This is a genomic window from Limnohabitans sp., assembly GCF_044373035.1.
Classification (GTDB): Bacteria; Pseudomonadota; Gammaproteobacteria; order Burkholderiales; family Burkholderiaceae_C; genus Limnohabitans_A.
The window spans coordinates 1-22,094 of sequence record NZ_JBILQU010000045.1 but is presented as its reverse complement, the minus strand read 5'-3'; the positions used below and the strand labels follow the sequence as shown (position 1 = coordinate 22,094).

The window sequence follows — 22,094 nt, the reverse complement described above, 5'->3', positions numbered from 1 at the left end:
AAACCCCAGCGTCTTCATACCAAAACAGCAGCGCCGCGTCGTAGCTTTCCCACACACAACCGTTGCATCCACGCCCGCAGCACGAGGTGGGCTCGGGTGGCGGTTCGCGGAAGTCGTGGCCTGCAGCTTGCAGGCGTTCCTGGAATTGCGCAATGCCCCGGCGCACAGAAGCGCGCTGGGAGGGGTAGGGGTCGATGATGGGGTGCTCTTCGTTCGAGGTCATGCCCAATTGTCGGTCAGCTCATGCTTGGTTTTTTGTAGGTCGGTGGCTTCAGCCCCGACGTGGCAAGCCGTGACGCGTATTTTTGTCGGGGCTGAAGCCGCCGACCTACTGGTTGATGCTCACGGGCTGCCCCTGCACCACCGTGTGCGCAATCAAGCGTTCATCGCCCAGCACGATCAGCGCAAACAGCCATTCGGCCAGCGTCTCGGTTTGTGCGGTTCGGCGCGCCAGCAGCGGCGTGGCTTGGGGGTTGAGCACCACAAAGTCGGCTTCGCAGCCGGGCAGCAGGTTGCCCACTTTCCCGCTCAGGTCGAGCGCATCGGCAGCGCCCGCCGTGTGTTGCCACCACAGGTGTTCTGGAGACAGGCTGATGCCCGGACGCCCCACACTTTGCCGCGCCACGGTGTAGGCCGCATGCATGGTGTGAAAGGGGCTGAAACTGGTGCCGCCGCCCACATCGCTGGCCAATCCGTAGCGCAGACCTGCCTCGTCTGACGCGGTGTAGTCAAAAAAGCCGCTGCCCAAAAACAGGTTGCTGGTGGGGCTGACGGCAGCCGTTGCACCGACTTCGGCCATGCGGCGGCGGTCGGTTTCATCCAGGTAGATGCAGTGGGCGTACACCGAGCGCTGGCGCAAGAGCCCTGCGCGGTCGTACACATCCAGGTAGCTGCGCGCATCGGGAAACAGTTCGTGCACCCAGCGGATTTCATCCAGGCTTTCGGCCACATGCGATTGAATCCATACATCCGGAAACTGCTGCGCGATCTCGCCCGCGCCGTGCAGCTGGGCCTGCGTGCTGGTGGGGGCAAAGCGTGGTGTGATGGCGTAGCCCAGGCGGTCCACGCCGTGCCAGCGGCGAATCAGGGCTTCGGTCTGGCGCAGGCTCAAGTTGGTGTCGGTGTCGCGCAGGCCGTCGGGGCTGTGGCGGTCTTGCAGCACTTTGCCGGTGACCATGCGCAGACGGCGTTTTAGCGCCTCGGCCATGAACACATCGACCGATTCGGGGTGGGCGGTGGCGAAGCACAGGGCGGTGGTCACGCCGTGGCGCATCAGTTCGTCCATGAAAAATGCGGTCACTTCATGGGCGTAGGCGGGCTCTGAAAACTGCTTTTCGTGTGGAAAGGTGTAGTGCTCCAGCCAGGGAAGCAGGCCGTCGGCGGGCGAGCCGATCACATCGGTTTGCGGGTAGTGGATGTGCAGATCGACAAAACCTGGCGCGATGCACAGGCCAGGCCAGTGGGTGACATGCAGGTCGGGGTATTGCGGGGCCAGGTCACGGTAAGCACCTATCGCCTGGATGCGCACGATGCCGTCGGCTTCGCGGGCGGTGACCAAGAGGCCGTCGGTTTCGTGCTGGAGCTTGGGGCTTTGTGGGTCAGGAAACCACAGCAGGCCAGCGCGCCAGACTTGTAAATGAGAAACAGAGGGAAGGGCCGTCATCGGTGGATCAATTCAAGTCAAATAAATTGGGATCTGACCCCAATTAAAAGAAGCCGTCATCGCGCAAGGATAGCGTTCAGCACGCGCTCGGGGGTGGCGGGGGTGTCCAAGCGGATGGGGGCGTGACCGGGGTGGGTGGAGGCGATCGCGTCGCGCAGGGCTTCGAGCACGCTGATGGCCAGCATGAAGGGCGGCTCGCCCACAGCTTTGCTGCCGCCCACCGTGTCTTCGCGGTTGGCTTCGTGCCAAAGCGAGATGTTGAGCTGCGCGGGCATGTCGGCGGCAGTCGGGATTTTGTAGGTGCTCGCGCCCTTGGTCAGCAATTCGCCCTTGGCGTTCCAGACCAGCTCTTCGGTGGTGAGCCAGCCTAGGCCTTGGGCGAAGCCGCCTTCGATCTGGCCGATGTCGATCTCGGGGTGCAGCGAATGCCCCACGTCGTGCAGGATGTCGGTGCGCAGCACGCGGTACTCGCCCGTGAGCGTGTCGATGGCCACTTCGCTGCAGGCCGCGCCGTAGGCGAAGTAATAAAACGGCCTGCCGGTCAGCGTGGTGCGGTCGTAGTGGATTTTGGGCGTGGCGTAAAAACCGTCGCTCCACAACTGCACGCGCTGGCCATAGGCGTGTTGCACGGCGTCGGTGAAGCTGCGCTGGCGCGTGGTTGTGATGACTTCGCCGCCTTCAAAACGCACAGCCTCGGCGCTGCAACCGTCGGCTTTGGCGATGCAGGCGGCGATGTTCTGGCGCACCTGCAGCGCGGCGTTTTCGGCAGCGCGGCCGTTCAGGTCGGTGCCGCTGGATGCAGCGGTGGCGCTGGCGTTGGCCACTTGGTCGGTGTCGCTGGCGCTGGCTTGCACTTGGCCTGCGGGCAGGCCCAACACGCGGGCTACCAAGCCGCACACCTTGGTGTGCAGGCCCTGGCCCATTTCGGTGCCGCCGTGGTTCACGCGCACGCTCCCGTCGGTGTAGACCGAGACCACGGCCCCGGCTTGGTTGAACTGCGTGGCGGTGAAGCTGATGCCGAACTTGACCGGCGTGAGCGCCAGGCCTTTTTTGATGACCGTGTGCTGCTCGTTCCAGTCGCTGATGGCGCGGCGGCGGGCGCGGTAGTTGCAGCGCTCGGCCAGTTGCGTCATCAACGGGTGCAGGATGTTGTCTTCGACCTTCATGCCGTAAGGCGTGGTGTCGCGCTTGTTTTCACCATCCGCCACGCCGTACAGGTTGGCCAAGCGCACATCGAGCGCATCCAGCCCCAAGTGCCGGGCGATGTCGCCCATGACGGTCTCGATCAAGAGCACGCCTTGCGGTCCGCCAAAGCCGCGAAACGCGGTGTGGCTTTGGGTGTGGGTTTTGCAGCGGTGCGAAGTGATGTGCAGGTCGCTCAAGAAGTAAGCGTTGTCGGTGTGAAAGATCGCGCGGTCGGCCACCGGGCCGCTCAGGTCGGCGCTGTGGCCGCAGTGCACCAGTTGCACCGAATCGAGGCCCAACACACGGCCCTGCGCGTCAAAGCCAACTTGCCATTCGTGGCTGAAGGGGTGTCGCTTGCCGGTGATCAGGATGTCGTCGCCCCTGTCCAGCCGCATCTTCACCGGCCGCCCAAACTTGTGTGCGGCCAGCGCCGCCCACACTGCCAAATGCCCGGCTTGGGTTTCTTTGCCACCAAAGCCGCCGCCCATGCGCCGACACACCACCCGCACCTGCGACAGCGGGATGTGCAGCGCGTGCGCCACCCAGTGCTGCACCTCGCCCGGGTGCTGCGTGCCGCTGTGGATCAGCCAGTGGCCGTTGTCTTGCGGAATGGCGTAGGCGATCTGGCTTTCCAGATAAAAGTGTTCTTGCCCGCCGATCTCTAGCGAGCCTTGCAATTGGTGCGGTGCGGCGCTCAAGGCCGCAGCGGCGTCACCTCGTTGCACCGTGACTTTGGGCAGCACAAAGCTGCCAGCTTGCATCGCATCGCGGGCGTGCAGCAAGGGCGTGCCGTTCTTCGTTTGCAATTTCATCCGGCGTGCGGCCTGCCGTGCTTGTGTGTGGCTGTGGCCCACCACCAAGCCCATCACCTGGCCCACATGCATGAGCTGCAGCCCGGCAAAGATGGGCTCGTCGTGCACAAAGGTGGCCAGCACCGCATCACCGGGGATGTCCTCTGTGGTGACCACCCCGCTCACACCGGGCGAGGCGAGGGTGGCGCTCAGGTCCATGTTGAGCAGCTGCGCGTTGGCGACCGGGCTCATCAAGGGCGCGGCGTGCAGCGTGCCCTCGACCAAGGGCAGATCGTCGATGTAGCTGGCGCGGCCTTGCACCTGTGCGGTGGCGCTTTCGTGAAAACGGTGGGTGCTGCTGTCTGGGGCTGTGGTGGAAGGCGTTTTCATGCGAGTGCCTCCAGTCGAACGGTGGGGTGCCCAGTACTTTCCAGCCAGGCGCGCTGCAAGAGCTGCCCCAAAATCTGGCGGCGGTAATCGGCGCTGGCGCGCAAGTCGCTCAGCGGTGAAAACTCTTGCGCGATGGCTTGTTGTGCCGCAGCCAGAGTGGCTTCGTTCCAAGGCTGGCCGATCAACGAAGCTTCGGCCTTGACGGCACGCGCCGGCGTGGCCGCCACGCCACCCGCGCCGATGCGCACCGCGCGAACGCGACCGCCGTCGATGTGCAGTTGCACCGCCAAACACACGGCCGAGATGTCGTCTTCTTGCCGCTTGGACACTTTGTAAGCACCCAACCATTCGCCGGGGGCAGGGCGGGGCACCACCACCCAAGCCAACACCTCGTCCGGGGCCAGCAGGCTTTGGCGGTAGCCCGTGTAGAACCGGTCTAAGGGCACATGGCGGTGCACGGCTTTGCCCTTGCGCCACGCCATCAAAACGACCTGTGCGCCCAAGGCGATGAGCAAGGGCATGCTGTCGCCAATCGGTGAGCCGTTGGCCACGTTGCCGCCCAGCGTGCCCGACTGGCGCACCGGCCATCCTGCAAAGCGCTCGCCAAAGGGCGCGATCACCGGCCGGTCTGCGGCCAGCGCTTCAAATGCGTCTTGCAAATTCACCGCCGCACCGATGGCGATGTGGTGCGGGTAGGTTTCTACCCGGCGAAGCTTGGCCACGCGGGTCAGGTCAATGACCTGCTCAAAACGCCGCAAGCCTTGGGTGATCCACAGCCCGGCATCGGTCGCCCCGGCGATCAATTGCGCTTGGGGCAGGCGTGCACGGGCCTGCAACAAAGCGCTCAGGGTGCTGGGGTGCAGGTAAGCGCCATTCGTCTTTTCGGTGGCGGCCAGCTGCTGCAACGCTGCCACGATGGGTTTTTCGTCCACAGCTTGCGCAGGCTCTGCGCGCAAGCTGCAAGCGGCCTGCACGATGGGCCGGTAGCCGGTGCAGCGGCACAGGTTGCCCGACAAGGCCTCCATGGCGCTGTGTTGGTCCACGGCTTGCCCCCGCGCCACCGTGCGCTGGTACAGCGCAAACAGGCTCATCACAAAACCCGGTGTGCAAAAACCGCATTGCGAGCCGTGGCACGCCAGCATGGCTTGCTGCACCGGGTGCAACGTTCCATCATGCTGGGCCAGGTCGGCGGCGGTCCACAGCGCCAGGCCGTCGATGGCGTGTGCGGGTTTGATGCAGCTGTTGATGGCGCGGTACTGCAAGCGTCCGTCCACCGCCTCGGCCACCACCACGGTGCAAGCCCCGCAGTCGCCTGCCGCGCAGCCTTCTTTGGTGGCCGTCAGGCGCAGGTCTTCGCGCAACAGGTCCAGCAGAGTGCGGTCTGGTGGTACATTGCCCGGAATCATCACTTGACCGCGATGCCAGAACCGCAAAGGGCTGGGCTGCAGCGGCACAGATTTCAGAGGGGAGACAAGCGTTTTTGACATGGCCGATGTGTCTTTGAGGATCGAATGATCCTAGGATAAACCCGGGGTTCTCCTATGGGCCAATCGCTATAACGCTTATCTGAAAAACCATATGAAGCAGCCGCATCTTTTCGACAAGATCGATCTTCAACTCATTCGGACCCTTCACACCTTGCTCATCGAACGCAGTGTCTCCAAAACCGCCATGCGACTGGGCCAGCAGCAGCCCGCCGTGTCCGTGGCGCTCAAGCGCCTGCGCGAGTTGACGGGTGACCCGATTTTGGTGCGCACTGGCACCGGCATGGTGCCCACCGATGTGGGCTTGCAGATGCTGGGGCCGGTGTCGCAGATCCTGCAATCGGCCGAGAGCCTGTTTTCGCCAGCCCGGGCGTTCGATCCGGCCCATGCCTGCGAGACCTTTCGCATTGCGGCCAGCGACACGCTGGACCCGCTTTTTTTGCCCGCGCTCATGGCGCGCATCAAATCACTCGCGCCCGGTTGCGGGGTCGAGGTGCATGCGCTGTCGGGCCAAGCCCAATACGCACACGACCTGGGCCAGGGCCTGATCGACGTGGTCATTGGCAACTGGGCCCAGCCCAGCGAAGAGCTGCACCGCGCCCAGTTGTTTGAAGACGATGTGATGTGCCTGGTCAGCAGCAAGCACCCGGCAGTGCGCCGTGGCTGGACGCAGAGCGACTGGCTGGCCTGCGAGCACATTGCGCCCACCCCGGCTTACCCCGGTTGGCGCGGCGTGATTGATGAACACCTGGACCGGCTGAACCTGTCGCGCCACATCACCGCGCGTTGCGCCCACTTTGGTTTGATGCCGCGCATGGTGGCATCGAGTTTGCTTGTGCTGACCACCGGCCGCCAGTACTGTCAGCGCTTTTTGCAAGGCGCTGAATCGCAGGGCGGCTTGGCCCTGCTGCCTTGCCCGGTGCCGTTTCCCAAGATGGTTTATTACCAGCTGTGGCACGAACGCAGCCACAGCTCGGCCGCAGCCAAATGGTTGCGGGAACAGGTGAAAATCAGCGCTTCCCAATTGCCCCATCCCCAAAACTCCAACCCGTCATGACCACCCCCCTCTTGTCTTTGCAAGGCATCACCAAGCGCTACCCCGGCGTGGTGGCCAACCAGGACGTGTCGTTGACCGTGATGCCGGGCCAGGCCCACGCCGTGCTGGGCGAAAACGGCGCGGGCAAGTCCACGCTGATGAAAATCATCTACGGCTCGGTCAAGCCCGACGAGGGCCAGGTGTTTTTCAAGGGCCAGCCGGTCAGCATCCGCAACCCGCAAGAAGCGCGCAAGCTGGGCATCAGCATGGTGTTTCAGCACTTCAGCCTGTTTGACACGCTCACCGTGGCCGAAAACGTCTGGCTGGGGCTGGACAAAACCCTGAGCTTGGCCGAGGTGACCGAGCGCATCGTGGCCAAGGCCAGCGAGTACGGCTTGGACCTGGAGCCCGAGCGCCCGGTGCACACCTTGAGTGTGGGCGAGATGCAGCGGGTGGAAATCATCCGCGCCTTGTTGACCGAGCCCAAGTTGTTGATTTTGGACGAGCCGACTTCGGTGCTGACGCCTCAAGCGGTGGAAAAGTTATTTGTGGTGCTGCACAAGCTGGTCAGCCAGGGCGTCAGCATTTTGTACATCTCGCACAAGCTGCATGAGATTCGGGCGCTGTGCAGCGCTTGCACCGTGCTGCGCGGCGGCAAGCTGACGGGCGTGTGCGATCCGCGTGAAGAGTCCAACGCCAGTCTCAGCCGTTTGATGATTGGGGCCGAGCCCCCGGCTTTGCAGCATGTGGCGCGTGAGCCGGGTGCGGTGGTTTTGTCGGTCAAAGGTTTGAGCTTGACGCGCCAAGACCCGTTTGGGGTGGACCTGGACGGCATTGATTTGCAGGTGCGTGCGGGTGAGGTGGTGGGCCTGGCGGGCGTGTCGGGCAACGGCCAGAAAGAATTGATGTGGGCCTTGTCGGGGGAAGACACCCGCGCGGGCGTGCAGTGCGGCGCGGCCAGCGTGAGCTTGTTGGGCCTGCCGGTGGCGGCCCTGGGGCCGGTGCCGCGCAGGCAGATGGGCCTGCATTTTGTGCCCGAGGAGCGGCTGGGCCGGGGCGCTGTGCCCTCGCTCAGCTTGTCGCAAAACCTGCTGCTCACGCGCAGCGAGGCCGTCGGCGCGGGCGGCTGGGTGCGCATGGGCGCGCTGGCCGATCAGGCCCGCAGCGTCATTGAGCGCTTCAAGGTCAAGGCGTCTGGCCCGGATGCCGCAGCGCAGTCGCTGTCCGGTGGCAATTTGCAAAAGTTCATTGTGGGGCGCGAGATCAGCGCGACCCCGAAGCTGCTCATCGTCTCGCAACCCACTTGGGGCGTGGACGTGGGCGCGGCGGCGCAGATTCGCGCCGAGATTTTGGCGCTGCGCGACGCGGGTTGTGCCGTGTTGGTGGTGAGTGAGGAGTTGGAAGAATTGTTTGAGCTGTCTGACCGATTGCATGTGATCGCCAAGGGGCGTTTATCGCCCTCGGTGGTACGGGCCGAGGCCACGGTAGAACGCATTGGCGAGTGGATGAGTGGCCTGTGGCCCGACGCCGCTGCCAAAGCACAGGAGGCGCAGCATGCTCAAGCTTGAAATGCGGCCCCAGGCCTCGCGGCTGTGGACTTATGCCTCGCCCGTGCTGGCGCTGGTGCTGACGGTGCTGCTGGGTGTGGCGCTGTTCATGGCGCTGGGCAAAGACCCGGTGCGCGGACTGCAAATGTTCTTTTGGGAGCCCATCAAAAGTGGCTATGCCTTGGGCGAGTTGATGGTCAAGGCCACGCCTTTGCTGATCATTGCGCTGGGTTTGTCGGTGTGCTTCCGGTCCAACGTGTGGAACATCGGGGCTGAGGGGCAGTTTGTGATTGGCGCGGTGTGCGCCGGGGGCATGGCGCTGTTGGCCGACAAAGACACGGGCCGCTGGATCGTGCTGGCCGTGTTGCTGGCGGGCGTGCTGGGGGGCATGTTGTGGGCGGGCCTCACGGCGTTGCTGCGCGACCGCTTCAACGCCAACGAAATCCTGGTCAGCCTGATGCTGGTGTATGTGGCCGACATGGTGCTGGGCTATTTGGTCTATGGCCCCTGGAAAGACCCGGCGGGATTTAACTTTCCGCAGACCAAAACCTTCGAGGCGGTGACGCAGATCCCGCGTTTGATGGACGGCTCGCGCGTCAGCGTGGGCTTGTTGATGGCGCTGGTGGGCGCGGGCTTGTTGTGGGTGTTCTTGTTTCGCACCCGTGCCGGGTTTGCCCAGCAGGTGGGCGGGCTGGCCCCGGCGGCGGCGCGCTATGCCGGCTTTTCTTCGCGCAAGGCGCTGTGGGTGGCCTTGCTCACCTCAGGCGGTGCGGCAGGTTTGGCGGGCGCTTTGGAAGTGGCGGGCCCCATCGGGCAACTGACGCCCTATGTGCCTGCGGGCTACGGGTTTGCCGCGATCATCGTGGCCTTTGTCGGGCGCTTGCACCCGGCGGGCATGGTGCTGTCGGCGGTGCTGATGAGCATGTTCTACATCGGCGGCGAGTTGGCCCAATCGCGCCTGGGGCTGCCCAAGTCGATCACCGGCGTGTTCCAGGGCTTGCTGCTGTTTTGTTTGTTGGCGTGTGACACGCTGGTGGCCTACCGCTTGCGCTGGGTGGCTGCCAATGCGTCAGCGCCCAAGAAAGGGGGCGTGTGATGGAGTCGTATGCATTGCTGATCGCCGCCACCCTGAATGCGGGTACGGTGCTGGCCATTGCCGCTTTGGGTTTGCTGATCAATGAAAAAGCCGGTGTGGTGAACCTGGGCGCTGAGGGCCTGATGCTGTGCGCGGCGATTGCCGGTTTTGCGGCCGTGGTGCACACCGGCAACGACTGGCTGGGTTTTGCGGCGGGCATGGGCGCGGGCGCGGTGCTGGCGGCCATTTTTGGGGTGCTGGTGATTTGGCTGAACACCAACCAGTACGCCACCGGGCTGGCGTTGAGTTTGTTTGGCGTGGGTTTTTCGGCCTTTGTGGGCATTGGTTATGTGAAGGAAAAGCTGCCCGATCGGTCCCATTTTGCGGTGCCTTATCTGGCCGACATCCCGCTGGTGGGGCCTGCATTGTTCAAGCAGCACCCGCTCGTTTATGGGGCGATGGCGCTGGTTTTGGCCCTGATTTGGTTCCTGTACAAAAGCCGCACCGGTTTGGTGCTGCGCGCCGTGGGCGAGTCGCCCGCTTCGGCGCACGCTTTGGGCTACCCGGTGCGCCGCATCCGTTTGGCGGCGGTGGTGGCCGGGGGCGCTTTGTGTGGTTTGGCCGGTGCCTACATCTCGGTGATCTACACCCCGCTGTGGGTCGAAGGCATGGTGGCGGGCAAGGGCTGGATCGCCTTGGCTTTGACCACCTTTGCCACCTGGCGTCCGGCACGTGTATTGCTTGGGGCTTACCTGTTTGGTGGCGTGACCATGCTGCAGTTCCATTTGCAGGGCGTGGGCGTGCAAGTGCCCAGCCAGTTGCTCACGGCGCTGCCCTACATCGCCACCATCGTGGTGCTGGCCCTGATCTCGCGCAACCCCACCTGGATTCGCGTGAACATGCCAGCCTCGCTGGGCAAGCCCTTTTATCCCGGTTCATAATTGCTTTTTTTCAACCCCCCGTAACCCTGTTCCAAAGGACATGACATGACAGACCTCTCCAAGCGCTCCATCGTCAAGATGGTGGCCCTGACCGCTGTGGCCGCCGCCGCACTGGTCGGCTGTGGCAAAAAAGAAGAAGCTCCCAAAGCTGAAGCACCCGCTGCGGCCAAGCCTGAGCCTTTGAAGATCGCGTTTGCCTATGTCGGCCCTGTGGGCGACGGCGGCTGGACTTTTGCGCACGACAACGGTCGCAAAGAAATCGAAAAAGCCTTCGGCGACAAAGTGGTCACCACCTTCGTTGAAAAAGTGCCAGAAAGCGCTGATGCCGAGCGCGTGATCCGCGACATGGCGGCCCAAGGCAACAAGCTGATTTTTGGCACCACGTTCGGCTACATGGAGCCCATGCTCAAAGTCGCTGCGGACAACAAGGGCGTCAAGTTTGAGCATGCCACCGGCTACAAAACCGCCGAGAACATGCGCACTTACGACAGCCGCACCTACGAAGGCGCTTACATGGCTGGCGTGATTGCCGGCAAGATGACCAAGACCAACGTTTTGGGCGTGGTGGCTTCCATCCCAATCCCCGAGGTGATTCGCAACATCAACAGCTACACCATGGGCGCGCAGTCGGTGAACCCCAAAATCAAGACCAAAGTGGTCTGGGTCAATGAGTGGTTCAACCCACCGAAAGAGTCCGAAGCCGCCACCTCGCTGATCAACGGCGGCGCGGACGTGCTGATGCAAAACACCGACTCGTCGGCTGTGCTGCAGACCGCCGAAAAAATGGGCAAGCGTGGCTTTGGCTGGGATTCGGACATGACCGCCTACGGCCCCAAAGCCCACTTGGGCTCGGCCGTGATCAACTGGGGCCCCTACTACGTCAAGGCCGTGGGTGAAGCCCTGGAAGGCAAGTGGAGCACCGGTTCGAGCTGGTGGGGCGTGAAAGAAGGCGCGATCGAGATGGTCAACGTGGCCGCTGACGTGCCAGAAGACACCAAAAAGCGCATCGCCGAGATCAAAGCCGGTCTGAAAGACGGCACATTCTCCATCTGGAAGGGCCCGATCGTGGACCAGGCCGGTAAGGAAATGCTGGCCAAAGACGCGGTCGCCGACGACAAGTTCTTGGGCGGCGTGATGTTCTACGTCAAGGGCGTGGAAGGCAAGATCCCAGGCAAGTGATGGGTGTGCTGAGCGGCTTTTGGGCCGCAGTTAAAAAAGGCTGTCCATGGACAGCCTTTTTTGTTGGAACCGGTTCAGCGCATCAAGGATTCAATTCACGCGCATCGGCCCAGCAGGCATGGGTGCCGCTGCTGATGCGGTGCGGCAAGATGATGCGCGCCACCGGGCCGGCATCAATGTGCTGCGCATCGAGCACCACGCATTCCGACTGATCGGTGTTCATGTCGGTCACAAAGCTCACCACATAGCCGTCGTCTTCGCTTTGGGCATCGTGACAGGGGGCCATGGGGGACTCGCTGCCAAAGCGGCCCTCGCCGAACAGATAGGTTTGCGACAGCCCAGTGGTGTGGTCGTAGCGCAAGATGCCATCGAACAAAAACGAGCCCGGGTGCGCGATCATGTTGTAGGCATAGCGGTAAGGCTGGCCCCAATAAGCGGCATTGATCATGCCGAATTCCAGATGCCTTTCATCCAGCCTTCTTTCTGAACTTTGCCCGGTGCGCAGGTTCAGCCGCCATTCGTACAAGGTGGGGCCGTAGCGTTCGGGCCCCAAGGTGTTGCCCGAGTTGTCGTAGCCTGCCTTGGGCATGGGGGTTTTCTGGTGGTAGCCATGCAGCACGATCTCGTCGCCTTCTTCCCAGGCGTTCAGCCAGTGCAGCACATAGGTGGGGCTGGCTTCAAACCAGCGGATGCCGGTCTGGGGTGTGCCACGCCTGGGCACCACGGCAAATCGAGAAGGCTGCTGCTCAAAGTAGCGCAGCTTGTGTTTGCCCTGTGGCAGCAAATTTTCGTCCCAGTGCAGGGGGAAGTCGTTGAGGATGGCAAAGTGTTCGGTGAACACCATGTCATGGGGCAAACGCGGGCCTGGCAGGGGCACCGGCACATAGTGCACCAACTGGTTGTGGCGGTCGACCTCGCCGTAATGCATGTAGGGCGCTTGTTTGCTGTAGTTGAAAAACAGCAAATCGCCAGTCCGGGGGCAAACTTTGGGGTGGGCGCTGATGCCGCCATCGGGCAGGACTTGGTGGCCCCAGTCGTCCACGCCTTTGAACTCGAGTGTGCGCGCATCGAGCCGATAAGGCTCGCCGCATTGGTAAAAGGTGGTCAGCGCCATGCCCGCATGCACGATCACGTCGGTGGCCGAGCTGTCGCGCAAGCCACCACGAGCGCCCCACCCCGGGCGCAAAGCCAGCGAGGGTTTGTCGATCAGCCCGGCATACAAGGCCTGCCCTGCGGCTTGTTCTTCCTGGAAGGCTTGTGTGCGGATGAAGCGGTTGCGGTATTCGCAGCGGCCATGCTCAAAACGCATCATGTGCAGCATGCCATCGCCATCGAACAGGTGGTAGGTGCCCAGCGGCTGGTGTACCGGATTTTGCGTGTTGCGCAGATACACCCCGTTCAGGCGCTTGGGGATCTCGCCAATGACCTGCATGTCGCTCGCATTGAGCTCTTGGTAGTTGGGCCGAAACGGGCCCGTCATCAAGGGGTGCCCGTTGGGCACCAAGCTGGGGTGAATTTCGTCAACGAGCTGGGTGGTCATGGGCTTTGTTCAGGCTGGGCGCGCGTTATTCGCTGGCCTTGAATCCTGAAATTTTCACGGCTTCTTGCCAACGCTTGGCATCGTTGCGGGTGAAGGTCTGGAACTCTGCCGAGGTGAAGGGCAAAGGTTCGAAATCGATGGCGCGCCATTTTTCGATGATGGTCTGTGATTTGAGGACTTTCGAGAATTCGGCTTGCAGTTTGCTGATGATGGCATCGGGTGTGCCTGCAGGTGCAGACAAGCCCGACCAGATGTAGATTTCCAGATCAGGCAGACCTTGTTCGGTGAATGTGGCCACATTGGGCAACAGGGGCGAGCGCTGTGGACTGGTCAGTGCCAGGACTTTGATCTTGCCCGATTCCACATGAGACTTGACAGCCATCAGGGGCAAAAAGGCGGCCTGCACCTGACCCCCCAGCAAGTTCTGCACGGCCGGTGGTGTGCCGTTGAAGGGCACATGCACCATGTTCATGCCGGTGCGCTGGTTCATGATCACCCCGGCAAAGTGCGAGGAGTTGCCGGCAGTGAACGAGGCATAAGAGACCCCACCACTTTGGGTTTTGGCCCAAGCCACGAATTCCTTGACGTTGTTGGCAGGCACATTGGCCGCATTCACGGCCAGGACCAGCGATGCCCCCAAGAAGCCGGTGACTGGTTTGTAGCTTTTTTCCGGGTCGTAAGGCAATTTGGCAAAGGTGTAGGGGTTGATGGTCATCATGCTGGTGTTGGACAGGAGCAGCGTGTAACCATCGGGTGCGGCCTGCATCACGTTCTGAGCGGCAATGATCCCGGACCCCCCGGGCTTGTTGTCCACCACAATGGGTTGGCCGGTATTCTTTTTGAACTCTTCAGCCACCTGTCTTAAGGCGTTGTCCAGGGTGTTGCCCGGTGCAAACGGCACGACCACACGGATGGGGCGTTCAGGAAAATTGGGGGCTTGTGCAAGGGCTGTGCCCGCGAACAGGAATGCTGCCAGGGTGAAAAGAGTTGAGCGTTTGTGCATAGGATTCTCTCAAGGTGGATGGATGTCTTCAGTGGAGGAGGGACGCCAGGACTTTGGCGACCGCGGGTGCTTGTTGTACGGGCAGCATGTGACCGCTTTGGGGGATGATGCAAGTCTGGGCATGGGGAATACACTGCGCCAGTTGCTGGGTCAGCTGCGGTGGTGTCACGCGGTCATGTTCGCCACACAAAAGCGCCACGGGCAAACTGAGGCGGGACAGCGCCTCTCGGTGATCGGCTCGGCCCATGATGGCCCGAGTCTGGCGCAGGGCGGTTTCGCAACCCACCGACAACAACATCTGCCGCAAGCGTTCCTGAACGGCTTCGCCGGCTTCGTGGGTGCCAAACTTCACGATGCCCTCCACCACTTTGGGAAAATTGGCCTGCATGGCCAACATGGTTTTTTCACGGACAGCCCGACTTTCCTCGGACTCGGGCAGCGCAGAGGTTGACATCAAGGCTGCCGCAGAAAGAGGCCTTGGCTGCTGAGCCAGCATCTCAATGGCGACATAACCACCCAAAGAAAAACCCGCCACCATCACCGGGGCGTTCAGTGGAATATCTTGCAGCAGCCGCCAGGCATCGTGGGCCATCTCGGCAATGCTTTCCTGGGTTTGCACGTTGGCGATGCGCACTGTCCAGCCGCCCGGCAGACAAGGCAGTACATCGTCCCAGACGCTGGCATCGTTGAGCATGCCGGGGATCAGCAACAAGACCGGCTTCATGAGGTGACCTCGTTGGAGGCTAAGGTTTGTGGCAGGTTGCCAGAGGCCACCAAGGCACGCAATTCCCGTTTCAAGACTTTGCCGACCGGATTGCGGGGCAGTTCGTCAAGCAGGATCATTTTCTCGGGCCATTTGAAGGAGGCCACTTCTTTGACATTTTTCAGGTAATCGACCAAATCCTGCAAGCAGATGTCCTGATCCGGCTGTGCCACCACCACCGCACAAACCCGCTCGCCCATGACCGGATCGGGCAAGCCGATGACCGCACTGTCGCGCACTTTGGGGTGGCTCATGAGCAGGCCTTCGATTTCTTCCGAAGAGATGTTCATGCCGCCTCGGATCACGATGTCTTTTTGTCGTCCGCAAAAGCGGTAGAACTGCAGTTCATCGCCCTCAATTTCAAACAGATCGCCGGTGCAGTAATAGCCTTGTTCGTCAAAGGCCCGCGCGGTGAGTTCGGGGGCTTTGTAATAGCCGCTGAAGATGGTGGGGCCTTTGAAGCGCAATTCGCCAACGCGCCCTTTGCTCAGGATGTCCTCGCCTGTGTCGATGTCGACCAGCCGTGTCTGAATTTTTTGGGCCACAGACATTTTCCAATTGAAGCCAGGCACGCCCATGCGGGGGAAATACAGGGCGCGTTGACTGCGTTCTGGCATGTCCAGAGGGCATGAACTCAAGGCTGCGCCTTCATTGGAGCCGAAATAATTGACCACTTCGATGTCGAACTGGGTCTTCATTTCTTCCATCATCCATTCGGACAGAGGACCACCACCCGAGCCCACGCTTTTGAGTCGGCTCAAGTCCGCGCCTTGCATTTTTTCGGGTTGCTTGAGCAGCATGTTCAGCACGGCAGGCGCTGTCACGCTGTAGTCCATGGGATGGGCGCGCAATTGCGCCACAAACACTTCCATGTCAAAGGGGTGATGGTGGTGCAAGGTGCCACCCACGACCAGCCAAGCGGCCAGACTGGAAGACACCCCTGCCATGTTGACGAAGGGGAACGGAATCAGCAATTGGGCACCCCGTTGCAATTGCCCAGCTTGGCTGACCGATTGTCCAGCGATCAACCATTCGTTGTGATTCCTGGGCACACCCTTGGCGCGCGCTTCTGTACCGGAGGTCCAGCAGATCGTGAGCACATCGTGGGCGGTGACGCCCATGTCATGGCTGTGCTGGCGCAATTGCTGGGCGCTCCAGGTCGGCGCATCGGCCAGCAACTGGGACAGGCTCGTCACGCCATCTGGCAGGTCCTGACCCAGCGACCAGATGTGCTGCAGGCCTTCAAAGAGTGGGGCGTGCATGGCCCATTGCTGGGCCGACGGGTAGTTGCCAATGTGCCGGGTGGTGATGGCCAGCTTGGCTTGCGTGATGGCGAAAACATGGGTCAGTTCATGGGTGCGGTACTGCACAGGCACGGGTGAGACCACGATGCCATTGATGGCGCACGCCAAGTAAATGGCATGCATTTCCACGCAGTTGGGCAGTTGCATGACGATGACGTCGTCCTTGCGCAGCCCTTGCAAGTGAAACAAGGCGCAAAAGCGCCCGACTTGCGTCAGCAACTGCGCCCATGTCCAGCTTTGGGGATCGTCGCCGCTGATGCTGCGACGGTTCGGGGGGTCAACGACCGCCATATCCTGGGCTTGCAGTTCGGTCGTCTTGATGAACAGCTCGCCCATGGTTTCTTCGGTCCACCAACCCTGTTCGACATAGGTTTTGATTTTTTCGGGTGACACCAAAATCATGTTTATTTCCAGCGGTTCAGTGTGCTTTGACTGACAAATGTGGCGTGAAAACCATGGGGCATGCGCCGAGGCAAGAGGATGCGGGCCACGGGGCCTTCGGCGATGCGTGCGCCTTTGCAATCGAAAACCTGGATTTCAGAGCGTTGCTCGTCCGGGTTCCAGACTGGGACCACCAAATATCCGTCGTCTTCGGATTGCGCGTTGTCACGCGGCGCAAAGCCGGGTTCGTTGTAGAAGTACTTGGGCCCCGCGCTGTAGGCCAAATAGCCCCCTGTGCTCAAGTCGTACTTGACCAGACCCGGAAAGCGCGGCTCCTCTTTGCCGCCAAGAGGGAAGATGATGTTGTAGGAGTACCGGTTCTTGCGCCCTTGGTAGAGGCTGTTGATGACCGGAAACTCGGTGTTGAGCACGTCATCGATCACACGCTCATGTGTTTTGCCCGTGACCAGGTTGAAGCGCCATTCGTACAGCATGAAATCGCGCTGGCGCAGATGGATGGTTTTTTCCAGTCGACGTCCATCGGGCTGACCATTCTCATCTTCATGCAGTCGATAGGGTGTGCCGACCATGACCACTTCATCGCCTTCTTCCCATGCATTGACCACATGCAGCATGTAGGTTGGCTTGGCCAGAAACCACCGAATTTCATGGGCTTGGCCAAAGCGCGGCAGCACGCCAAAGCGCGAGGGTTGGGTGGCATCAAAGCGCACTTTGTATCGACCCGCCTGCAGGGCCTCGGGGTCGGGGCGAAGCGGAAAGTCATGCAAGATGGTGTAGTGCTCGGTGATCGCCATGTCATGCGGCAAGCTCGGACCCGGCAGGTCGACATCGATCTTGTGCTTGAGCTGCCGGTCAGGTCCGATCACACCGTATTGCATGAAGGGCGCTTGAAGGCTGTAGTCAAAAAACAGCAACTCTCCGGTGTGCTCATCGGGCCTGGAATGCGCAGAGATGCGGCTGACCGCGCCATCAAAGTCGGCTTTGCCCAGGGTTTCAAGCGTGTCAGGATCGACGGCATAGGGCATGCCCGAGCGGTACCACATGCTGATCAGCCGACCCGCGTGGTATTTCACATCGGTGTTGGCGGTGTTTTTTTGAGGTTCGTCGGGACGGTCTTTGCGCCAGGGTTCTTTCAGGCCCCTCCACAACGCATGCCCGGCAGCTTGCTCTTCCTGCAGGGCCGCAGTTTGAACCCAGCGGTTTCGGTAGGTCACCTGGCCATTTTCGAAGCGCACGGCATGCAACATGCCATCGCCGTCATAGGCGTGGTACCGCCAGTCGGGCGGGTAGTAAGCGTTGGGGCCATTGCGCACATACAAGCCATTGAGGTCCGTGGGCACCTTGCCAATGACCTGCAGGTCGGTGAACACGTCCTCCTGGTGGATGGGGCCGTTGTTGCCATCGAGTGCCGGAATGTCGTGCACCGGCAAATCATTCAATTGCACGCTTTGTCTCCTGTGAGCCCCGTCGAGGGGAGGGCCTTTTTCAACGCTCAAGTCTAGTGAGTTGCTGTTTTTGATCCTTGTCAAATTTCGATATATTGAATATTATTCTGCTATGTTGAATTCTGAAACCGCCATCCACCGCGTTCCCGCGAGCTTGCAGGAGTACGCCGGTGACAAACAATTTGCCACGACCTTGGCCAGAGGCATGGAGTTGCTGCGGTGTTTTTCGCCTGAGCAGCCGGTTTTGGGTAACAAGGATTTGGTGCAAAAACTGGGTTTGCCAGCCGCCACGGTCTCCCGCTTGACCTACACCCTCATGTGCATGGGCTACCTTTCACAAACCGAACATTACGGCAAATACCAATTGGGATCGGCCGTGATTTCTCTGGGCTATCCCTTGTTGTCGCAGTTCACCCTGCGCCGACAAGCGCGGCCCTTGATGTTGGAGTTGGCCGAAGCGACGGGTGGGTCCATTTCCATGGGCATTCGGGACCGTTTGACGATTGTTTACATCGAGGCGGTGCGCTCGTTCAATAAACGGATTTATCCGCTGGAGGTGGGCACCAGCCACTCCATGGCAGGCACGGCCATTGGCCGTGCTTACTTGATGTCTTGCCGCCCGCCTGAGCGCGAGGCCTTGCTCAACCAGATCCAGGTCAAGAGCCCACAGGACTGGCAGCGTTACGGTGGCAAACTCATGGAAAATTTGCAGCAATATCCCCGTTATGGTTGCTGTGTGTCGGTGGGCGAGGTGTTTGCCGATGTGCAAGCTGTGGCTGTGCCTTTGGGGCGCATCAACCGTGGGGAATTGGCCGCCATCAACTGCTCTTTTCAGGGGCGTGAACTCGATGAAAACTGGTTGCGTCAGCACATTGCGCCGCAATTGCAAGCCGTGGTGCGTCAACTGACTTGAGTCCATTGCGGCTTATTTTGAAGGAAATGGTCTTTGCTGAATCAACTTGAAAAACCCCTGTTGCCCCAACGTTCCTGGCGGCAAATCCTGACTGACATTGGCAGCACATATGCGGCCAATGCGCTGATCGGCTTCATTTTTGCGGCCACCGGCCCAGTGGCGGTGATCTTGGCGGTGGGCACCCGGGGTGGCTTGTCGCCCCAAGAGCTGGCGTCCTGGGTGTTCGGGGTGTTCTTTGTCAACGGCCTGGTCACCTTGTTCATGAGTTGGCGCTATACCACGCCGCTGGCGTTTGGCTGGACGATTCCGGGCTCTGTGCTGGTCGGCCCGGCCTTGCAGCACCTGACCTTTCCCGAGGTGATCGGTGCCTTTTATGTGACCAGTGCTTTGGTGCTGGTGTTGGGCTTGAGTGGTTGGGCCAAACGCTTGATGGCGGCTTTGCCCATGCCCATCGTCATGGGCATGGTGGCCGGGGTGTTTTTGCGCTTTGGCCTCGATATCGTGCGGGCGCTGCAAAGCGATGTGGCCATTGCGGCCCCGATGGTGGCCGTGTTTTTGTTGCTCTCGGCCAAAGCCGATTGGGGCAAGCGCCTGCCGCCCGTTATTGGGGCTTTGTTGGTGGGGGCTTTGGCCGTGGCGCTGTCGGGCAGGCTGGACGCCTCGGCCGTGGGGCAGTTGAGTTTGGCGCAGCCGGTCATTCAAGCGCCAGTCTGGTCGTTTGCTGCCATGTTGGAGTTGGTGGTGCCGCTGGCCATCACGGTGCTGGTGGTGCAAAACGGGCAGGGTGTGGCGGTGCTCAAAAACGCGGGGCACGAGCCACCCGTGAACGCGATCGCCGTGGCCTGCGGTGTGGGCGCGGCGGTGAGCGCGGTGTTTGGCGCGGTCAGCACCTGCCTGACTGGGCCGACCAATGGCTTGCTCACCTCGTCGGGCGACAAGCATCGCCACTACATCGGCGCGTTGTTGTTTGGTGTCTTGGCATTGCTGTTCGGCCTGATGGCGCCCACCTTCACCGGCTTGATGCTGGCCGCACCCAAAGAATTCATCATGGTGCTGGGTGGTCTGGCCATGTTGCGGGTGCTGCAAGGCGCGTTTGTGGCCTCGTTTGGTGCGGGCAAGTTCTCACTGGGCGCTTTGGTCAGCCTGCTGGTCACGGTGGCCGATATCGGCCTGTTCAACATCGGCGCGGCCTTCTGGGGTTTGGTGGTCGGGTTTGCGGTGTCGTGGTGGATGGAACGGGGTGACTTTCAAAAGGCTTGATGTCAGGCATCTGGCCAGCGTGTAAGCTGGCGTTGAAAGGGCCATGCCCACCGATTTCATTCACCGCACCTTGAAGGGCCGTCATGCTGGAACGCTTCATTCAAAACAAGAAACTTGATGCCGCCAAGCTGAGTGCCAAAAAACTCCTCAGTGCCCGGGGTGAGGCCAATGCGCAAAGCATGGCCATCAAACTGATCGACCATTACGAGCATCTGGACAAGCGCAGCCAGATCGACTTCTTCCATTTTTTGTCCAGCCAGTTCAACCCCGACCCGGCCCTGGTGGTGGATGCGGCCAACCGCTACAACAACGAGCGCAACGAGGCCAGCTTGATCCATTTGTTTCAGACCGTGGAGCCGCCCCGGCAGGAGTTGCTGCGGCGGGTGAACCGGGCGCCTGCTGGCACGGCCACGATTTTGAAAATGCGCCAGACGCTGCTGTCCTATCTCAAGGACCATCCGGCTTTTCGGGCCACTGACGCGGACATGCACCATTTGCTCAGCTCCTGGTTCAACCCGGGCTTTTTGGAGTTGCACCAAATCACTTGGAACTCGCCTGCCCAGCTGCTCGAAAAAATCATCGCGCACGAATCGGTGCATGCCATCGACGGCTGGGATGACTTGCGCCGTCGCTTGCAGCCTGACCGGCGTTGTTTTGCATTTTTTCACCCGCAGTTGCCTGGCGAGCCGCTGATTTTTGTCGAGGTGGCCTTGGTGCCGGGTATTGCCAAGGACATTGGTGGTCTGATCAACAAACTGGCCCCGGTGGGCGATGCCAAAAGCTTCAAGTCGGCGATTTTTTATTCCATCAGCAATTGCCAGCCAGGCCTCAAGGGCGTGTCGTTGGGCAATTTTCTGATCAAGCGGGTGGCGCAAAAACTGATTGAAGAAATGCCTTCTCTCAAAACCTTTTGCACCCTGTCGCCCATCCCGGGCTTTACCCAGTGGTTGGACGCGGGTGCGCCCTTGCCCGAGGACAAGCTCAGCTCTGTGCAGTTGCGCAAATGGCAAGAGGCGCAAAAAAGCCTGTCGGTCGGGGGCATGGTGTGGGCCGAGCGCCTCAAGACGGGTTGGCACCCGGATCGCTGCGAAGACACCGAAAAAGCCGCGCTGTTGCGCCTGTGCGCCTTGTACCTGATGCACAAAACTCCTCTGGATCGGGGTGATGCAGTGGGCAAGTTTCATCTCAGCAATGGGGCCACCTTGCACCAGATCAACTGGGCGGCCGACCTCTCCAAAAAAGGCCTGCAACAATCGGGCGGCATGATGGTCAACTACCTGTACGAACTGGGCAAAGTCGAAGAGCAGCACGAGGCGTTCAGTCACAAAACGGTGAGCTTTGCGCGTGGTGTTGAAAAGCTGGTCTGAGCACACCCTGTCACCCGAAAGCCGCATATGCCCCCCAGCCTTTTAACGCCACAGACCGAGGGTGTCTGCGCCTTGCACGACCCATCGGGCCTGCATGTGGGCAACTTCAAGTGGGTCAATGGCCAATGGAAGTTCAAGGCGGTGGGCTATGGCCCTGCAGGCCAAGTCATGCCGGGCCATGGGCCTTTGACGCACCTGCACAACACGCGCTTTGATCGGCTCGACGAAGCCATTGTTCGAGCCCAATTTTTTAAGGATTGACCATGTTCAAAGTCCACGCCATCCCCCCAGAGCGTCTGCCCGAGTTGTTGCGGGTCATGCCCAAGGCCGAGCTGCACATCCACATCGAAGGCTCGCTCGAACCCGAGCTGATTTTTGCGCTGGCCAAGCGCAATGGTGTGCAGCTTCCCTTTGCCGATGTGGCCGCCTTGCGCAGCGCTTATGCCTTTACCAACCTGCAAAGTTTTCTGGACCTGTATTACGCCGGGGCCAGCGTGCTGCTGCACGAGCAAGATTTTTACGACATGGCCTGGGCCTATTTTGAAAAAGCCGCCGCCGACCATGTGGTGCGTGCTGAGTTGTTCTTTGACCCGCAAACCCACACCGCACGCGGCGTGGCCATGGGCGCGGTCATCGAAGGCCTGAGCCGCGCCTGCCGCGATGCGCGCACACGACTGAACATCAGCGCCGATTTGATCTTGTGTTTCTTGCGCCACCTGCCTGAAGACGACGCTTTGGCCACACTCGAAGAAGCCATGCCCTGGCGCGAACACTTCATCGGCGTGGGGCTGGATTCGAGCGAGCTG

19 protein-coding genes are annotated in these 22,094 nt (G+C 61.0%); 10 read left to right on the top strand and 9 right to left on the bottom strand.

Features of this window, described 5'->3' with window-relative positions; translation table 11 throughout:
- The 4 genes from ACIQ47_RS08750 to xdhA form a co-directional block, all read right to left on the bottom strand.
- Positions 1–223, bottom strand: a 223-nt coding sequence (locus tag ACIQ47_RS08750; protein ID WP_396437767.1) for an oxidoreductase-like domain-containing protein, incomplete at its 3' end; no start/stop codon positions are given.
- Positions 224–328: 105 nt separating this feature from the next.
- Complete coding sequence (gene guaD, locus ACIQ47_RS08745) at positions 329–1,663, bottom strand: guanine deaminase (RefSeq protein WP_396437766.1); 1,335 nt, start codon at positions 1,661–1,663, stop codon at positions 329–331.
- 56 nt (positions 1,664–1,719) lie between these two features.
- The gene (xdhB, locus tag ACIQ47_RS08740; RefSeq protein WP_396437765.1) at positions 1,720–4,029 is read right to left on the bottom strand and encodes a xanthine dehydrogenase molybdopterin binding subunit; all 2,310 of its coding nucleotides are present in this window, start codon (positions 4,027–4,029) and stop codon (positions 1,720–1,722) included.
- Positions 4,026–5,516, bottom strand: coding sequence for a xanthine dehydrogenase small subunit (xdhA, locus tag ACIQ47_RS08735; protein WP_396437764.1), 1,491 nt, complete (start codon positions 5,514–5,516; stop codon positions 4,026–4,028). The genes xdhB and xdhA overlap by 4 nt, the downstream gene beginning before the upstream one ends.
- Positions 5,517–5,607: 91 nt before the next feature.
- On the opposite strand from xdhA, the gene ACIQ47_RS08730 reads away from it, so the two are divergent.
- Genes ACIQ47_RS08730 through ACIQ47_RS08710 form a run of 5 tightly spaced genes read left to right on the top strand, consistent with a single transcriptional unit; the run spans position 5,608 to position 11,291 of the window.
- Positions 5,608–6,570: a LysR family transcriptional regulator gene (locus ACIQ47_RS08730; RefSeq protein WP_396437763.1), complete on the top strand. Its 963-nt coding sequence runs from the start codon at positions 5,608–5,610 to the stop codon at positions 6,568–6,570.
- Positions 6,567–8,117, top strand: a complete 1,551-nt coding sequence (locus ACIQ47_RS08725; RefSeq protein WP_396437762.1) for an ABC transporter ATP-binding protein — start codon at positions 6,567–6,569, stop codon at positions 8,115–8,117. The genes ACIQ47_RS08730 and ACIQ47_RS08725 overlap by 4 nt, the downstream gene beginning before the upstream one ends.
- Positions 8,104–9,192 (top strand): ABC transporter permease, encoded by a 1,089-nt coding sequence (locus ACIQ47_RS08720; protein ID WP_396437761.1) that lies wholly within the window; start codon positions 8,104–8,106, stop codon positions 9,190–9,192. Before ACIQ47_RS08725 ends, ACIQ47_RS08720 begins: the two co-directional genes overlap by 14 nt.
- Positions 9,192–10,112 carry an ABC transporter permease gene (locus ACIQ47_RS08715; RefSeq protein WP_396437760.1) on the top strand — a complete coding sequence of 307 codons (921 nt, stop codon included), beginning with the start codon at positions 9,192–9,194 and terminating at the stop codon, positions 10,110–10,112. Before ACIQ47_RS08720 ends, ACIQ47_RS08715 begins: the two co-directional genes overlap by 1 nt.
- A 45-nt stretch (positions 10,113–10,157) precedes the next feature.
- Positions 10,158–11,291, top strand: a complete 1,134-nt coding sequence (locus ACIQ47_RS08710) for a BMP family ABC transporter substrate-binding protein (RefSeq protein WP_396437759.1) — start codon at positions 10,158–10,160, stop codon at positions 11,289–11,291.
- Positions 11,292–11,373: 82 nt separating this feature from the next.
- On the opposite strand, the gene ACIQ47_RS08705 is transcribed toward ACIQ47_RS08710, so the two are convergent.
- Genes ACIQ47_RS08705 through ACIQ47_RS08685 form a run of 5 tightly spaced genes read right to left on the bottom strand, consistent with a single transcriptional unit; the run spans position 11,374 to position 17,748 of the window.
- Positions 11,374–12,831, bottom strand: coding sequence for a carotenoid oxygenase family protein (locus tag ACIQ47_RS08705; RefSeq protein WP_396437758.1), 1,458 nt, complete (start codon positions 12,829–12,831; stop codon positions 11,374–11,376).
- Positions 12,832–12,856: 25 nt separating this feature from the next.
- On the bottom strand, positions 12,857–13,834 hold the full coding sequence (locus ACIQ47_RS08700) for a Bug family tripartite tricarboxylate transporter substrate binding protein (RefSeq protein ID WP_396437757.1): 978 nt from the start codon (positions 13,832–13,834) through the stop codon (positions 12,857–12,859).
- A 28-nt stretch (positions 13,835–13,862) separates the two neighbouring features.
- A complete protein-coding gene (locus ACIQ47_RS08695) occupies positions 13,863–14,558 on the bottom strand; it encodes an alpha/beta fold hydrolase (RefSeq protein WP_396437756.1) in 696 nt (231 codons plus the stop codon).
- Positions 14,555–16,303 (bottom strand): class I adenylate-forming enzyme family protein, encoded by a 1,749-nt coding sequence (locus tag ACIQ47_RS08690; protein ID WP_396437755.1) that lies wholly within the window; start codon positions 16,301–16,303, stop codon positions 14,555–14,557. Before ACIQ47_RS08690 ends, ACIQ47_RS08695 begins: the two co-directional genes overlap by 4 nt.
- Before the next feature lie 2 nt (positions 16,304–16,305).
- Positions 16,306–17,748 (bottom strand): carotenoid oxygenase family protein, encoded by a 1,443-nt coding sequence (locus ACIQ47_RS08685; protein WP_396437754.1) that lies wholly within the window; start codon positions 17,746–17,748, stop codon positions 16,306–16,308.
- 112 nt (positions 17,749–17,860) lie between these two features.
- Between ACIQ47_RS08685 and ACIQ47_RS08680 the strand changes: the two genes are divergently transcribed.
- The 5 genes from ACIQ47_RS08680 to ACIQ47_RS08660 form a co-directional block, all read left to right on the top strand.
- Complete coding sequence (locus ACIQ47_RS08680) at positions 17,861–18,661, top strand: IclR family transcriptional regulator (RefSeq protein ID WP_396437753.1); 801 nt, start codon at positions 17,861–17,863, stop codon at positions 18,659–18,661.
- A gap of 33 nt (positions 18,662–18,694) precedes the next feature.
- On the top strand, positions 18,695–19,921 hold the full coding sequence (locus tag ACIQ47_RS08675; RefSeq protein ID WP_396437752.1) for a benzoate/H(+) symporter BenE family transporter: 1,227 nt from the start codon (positions 18,695–18,697) through the stop codon (positions 19,919–19,921).
- An 83-nt stretch (positions 19,922–20,004) separates the two neighbouring features.
- Entirely contained in the window at positions 20,005–21,288 is a 1,284-nt protein-coding gene (locus tag ACIQ47_RS08670) for a malonyl-CoA decarboxylase (RefSeq protein WP_396437751.1), read from the top strand.
- A 27-nt stretch (positions 21,289–21,315) separates the two neighbouring features.
- Entirely contained in the window at positions 21,316–21,549 is a 234-nt protein-coding gene (locus ACIQ47_RS08665; protein ID WP_396437750.1) for a hypothetical protein, read from the top strand.
- Positions 21,550–21,551: 2 nt separating this feature from the next.
- The coding region (locus ACIQ47_RS08660; protein WP_396437749.1) for an adenosine deaminase at positions 21,552–22,094 on the top strand (543 nt) is incomplete at its 3' end.

Bases quoted from the DNA above. Each gene is read 5' to 3' on its own strand.
- guaD (WP_396437766.1), bottom strand. From the start codon at position 1,663: ATGACGGCCCTTCCCTCTGTTTCTCATTTACAAGTCTGGCGCGCTGGC.
- xdhB (WP_396437765.1), bottom strand. From the start codon at position 4,029: ATGAAAACGCCTTCCACCACAGCCCCAGACAGCAGCACCCACCGTTTT.
- xdhA (WP_396437764.1), bottom strand. From the start codon at position 5,516: ATGTCAAAAACGCTTGTCTCCCCTCTGAAATCTGTGCCGCTGCAGCCC.
- ACIQ47_RS08730 (WP_396437763.1), top strand. From the start codon at position 5,608: ATGAAGCAGCCGCATCTTTTCGACAAGATCGATCTTCAACTCATTCGG.
- ACIQ47_RS08725 (WP_396437762.1), top strand. From the start codon at position 6,567: ATGACCACCCCCCTCTTGTCTTTGCAAGGCATCACCAAGCGCTACCCC.
- ACIQ47_RS08720 (WP_396437761.1), top strand. From the start codon at position 8,104: ATGCTCAAGCTTGAAATGCGGCCCCAGGCCTCGCGGCTGTGGACTTAT.
- ACIQ47_RS08715 (WP_396437760.1), top strand. From the start codon at position 9,192: ATGGAGTCGTATGCATTGCTGATCGCCGCCACCCTGAATGCGGGTACG.
- ACIQ47_RS08710 (WP_396437759.1), top strand. From the start codon at position 10,158: ATGACAGACCTCTCCAAGCGCTCCATCGTCAAGATGGTGGCCCTGACC.
- ACIQ47_RS08705 (WP_396437758.1), bottom strand. From the start codon at position 12,831: ATGACCACCCAGCTCGTTGACGAAATTCACCCCAGCTTGGTGCCCAAC.
- ACIQ47_RS08700 (WP_396437757.1), bottom strand. From the start codon at position 13,834: ATGCACAAACGCTCAACTCTTTTCACCCTGGCAGCATTCCTGTTCGCG.
- ACIQ47_RS08695 (WP_396437756.1), bottom strand. From the start codon at position 14,558: ATGAAGCCGGTCTTGTTGCTGATCCCCGGCATGCTCAACGATGCCAGC.
- ACIQ47_RS08690 (WP_396437755.1), bottom strand. From the start codon at position 16,303: ATGATTTTGGTGTCACCCGAAAAAATCAAAACCTATGTCGAACAGGGT.
- ACIQ47_RS08680 (WP_396437753.1), top strand. From the start codon at position 17,861: ATGTTGAATTCTGAAACCGCCATCCACCGCGTTCCCGCGAGCTTGCAG.
- ACIQ47_RS08670 (WP_396437751.1), top strand. From the start codon at position 20,005: ATGCTGGAACGCTTCATTCAAAACAAGAAACTTGATGCCGCCAAGCTG.
- ACIQ47_RS08665 (WP_396437750.1), top strand. From the start codon at position 21,316: ATGCCCCCCAGCCTTTTAACGCCACAGACCGAGGGTGTCTGCGCCTTG.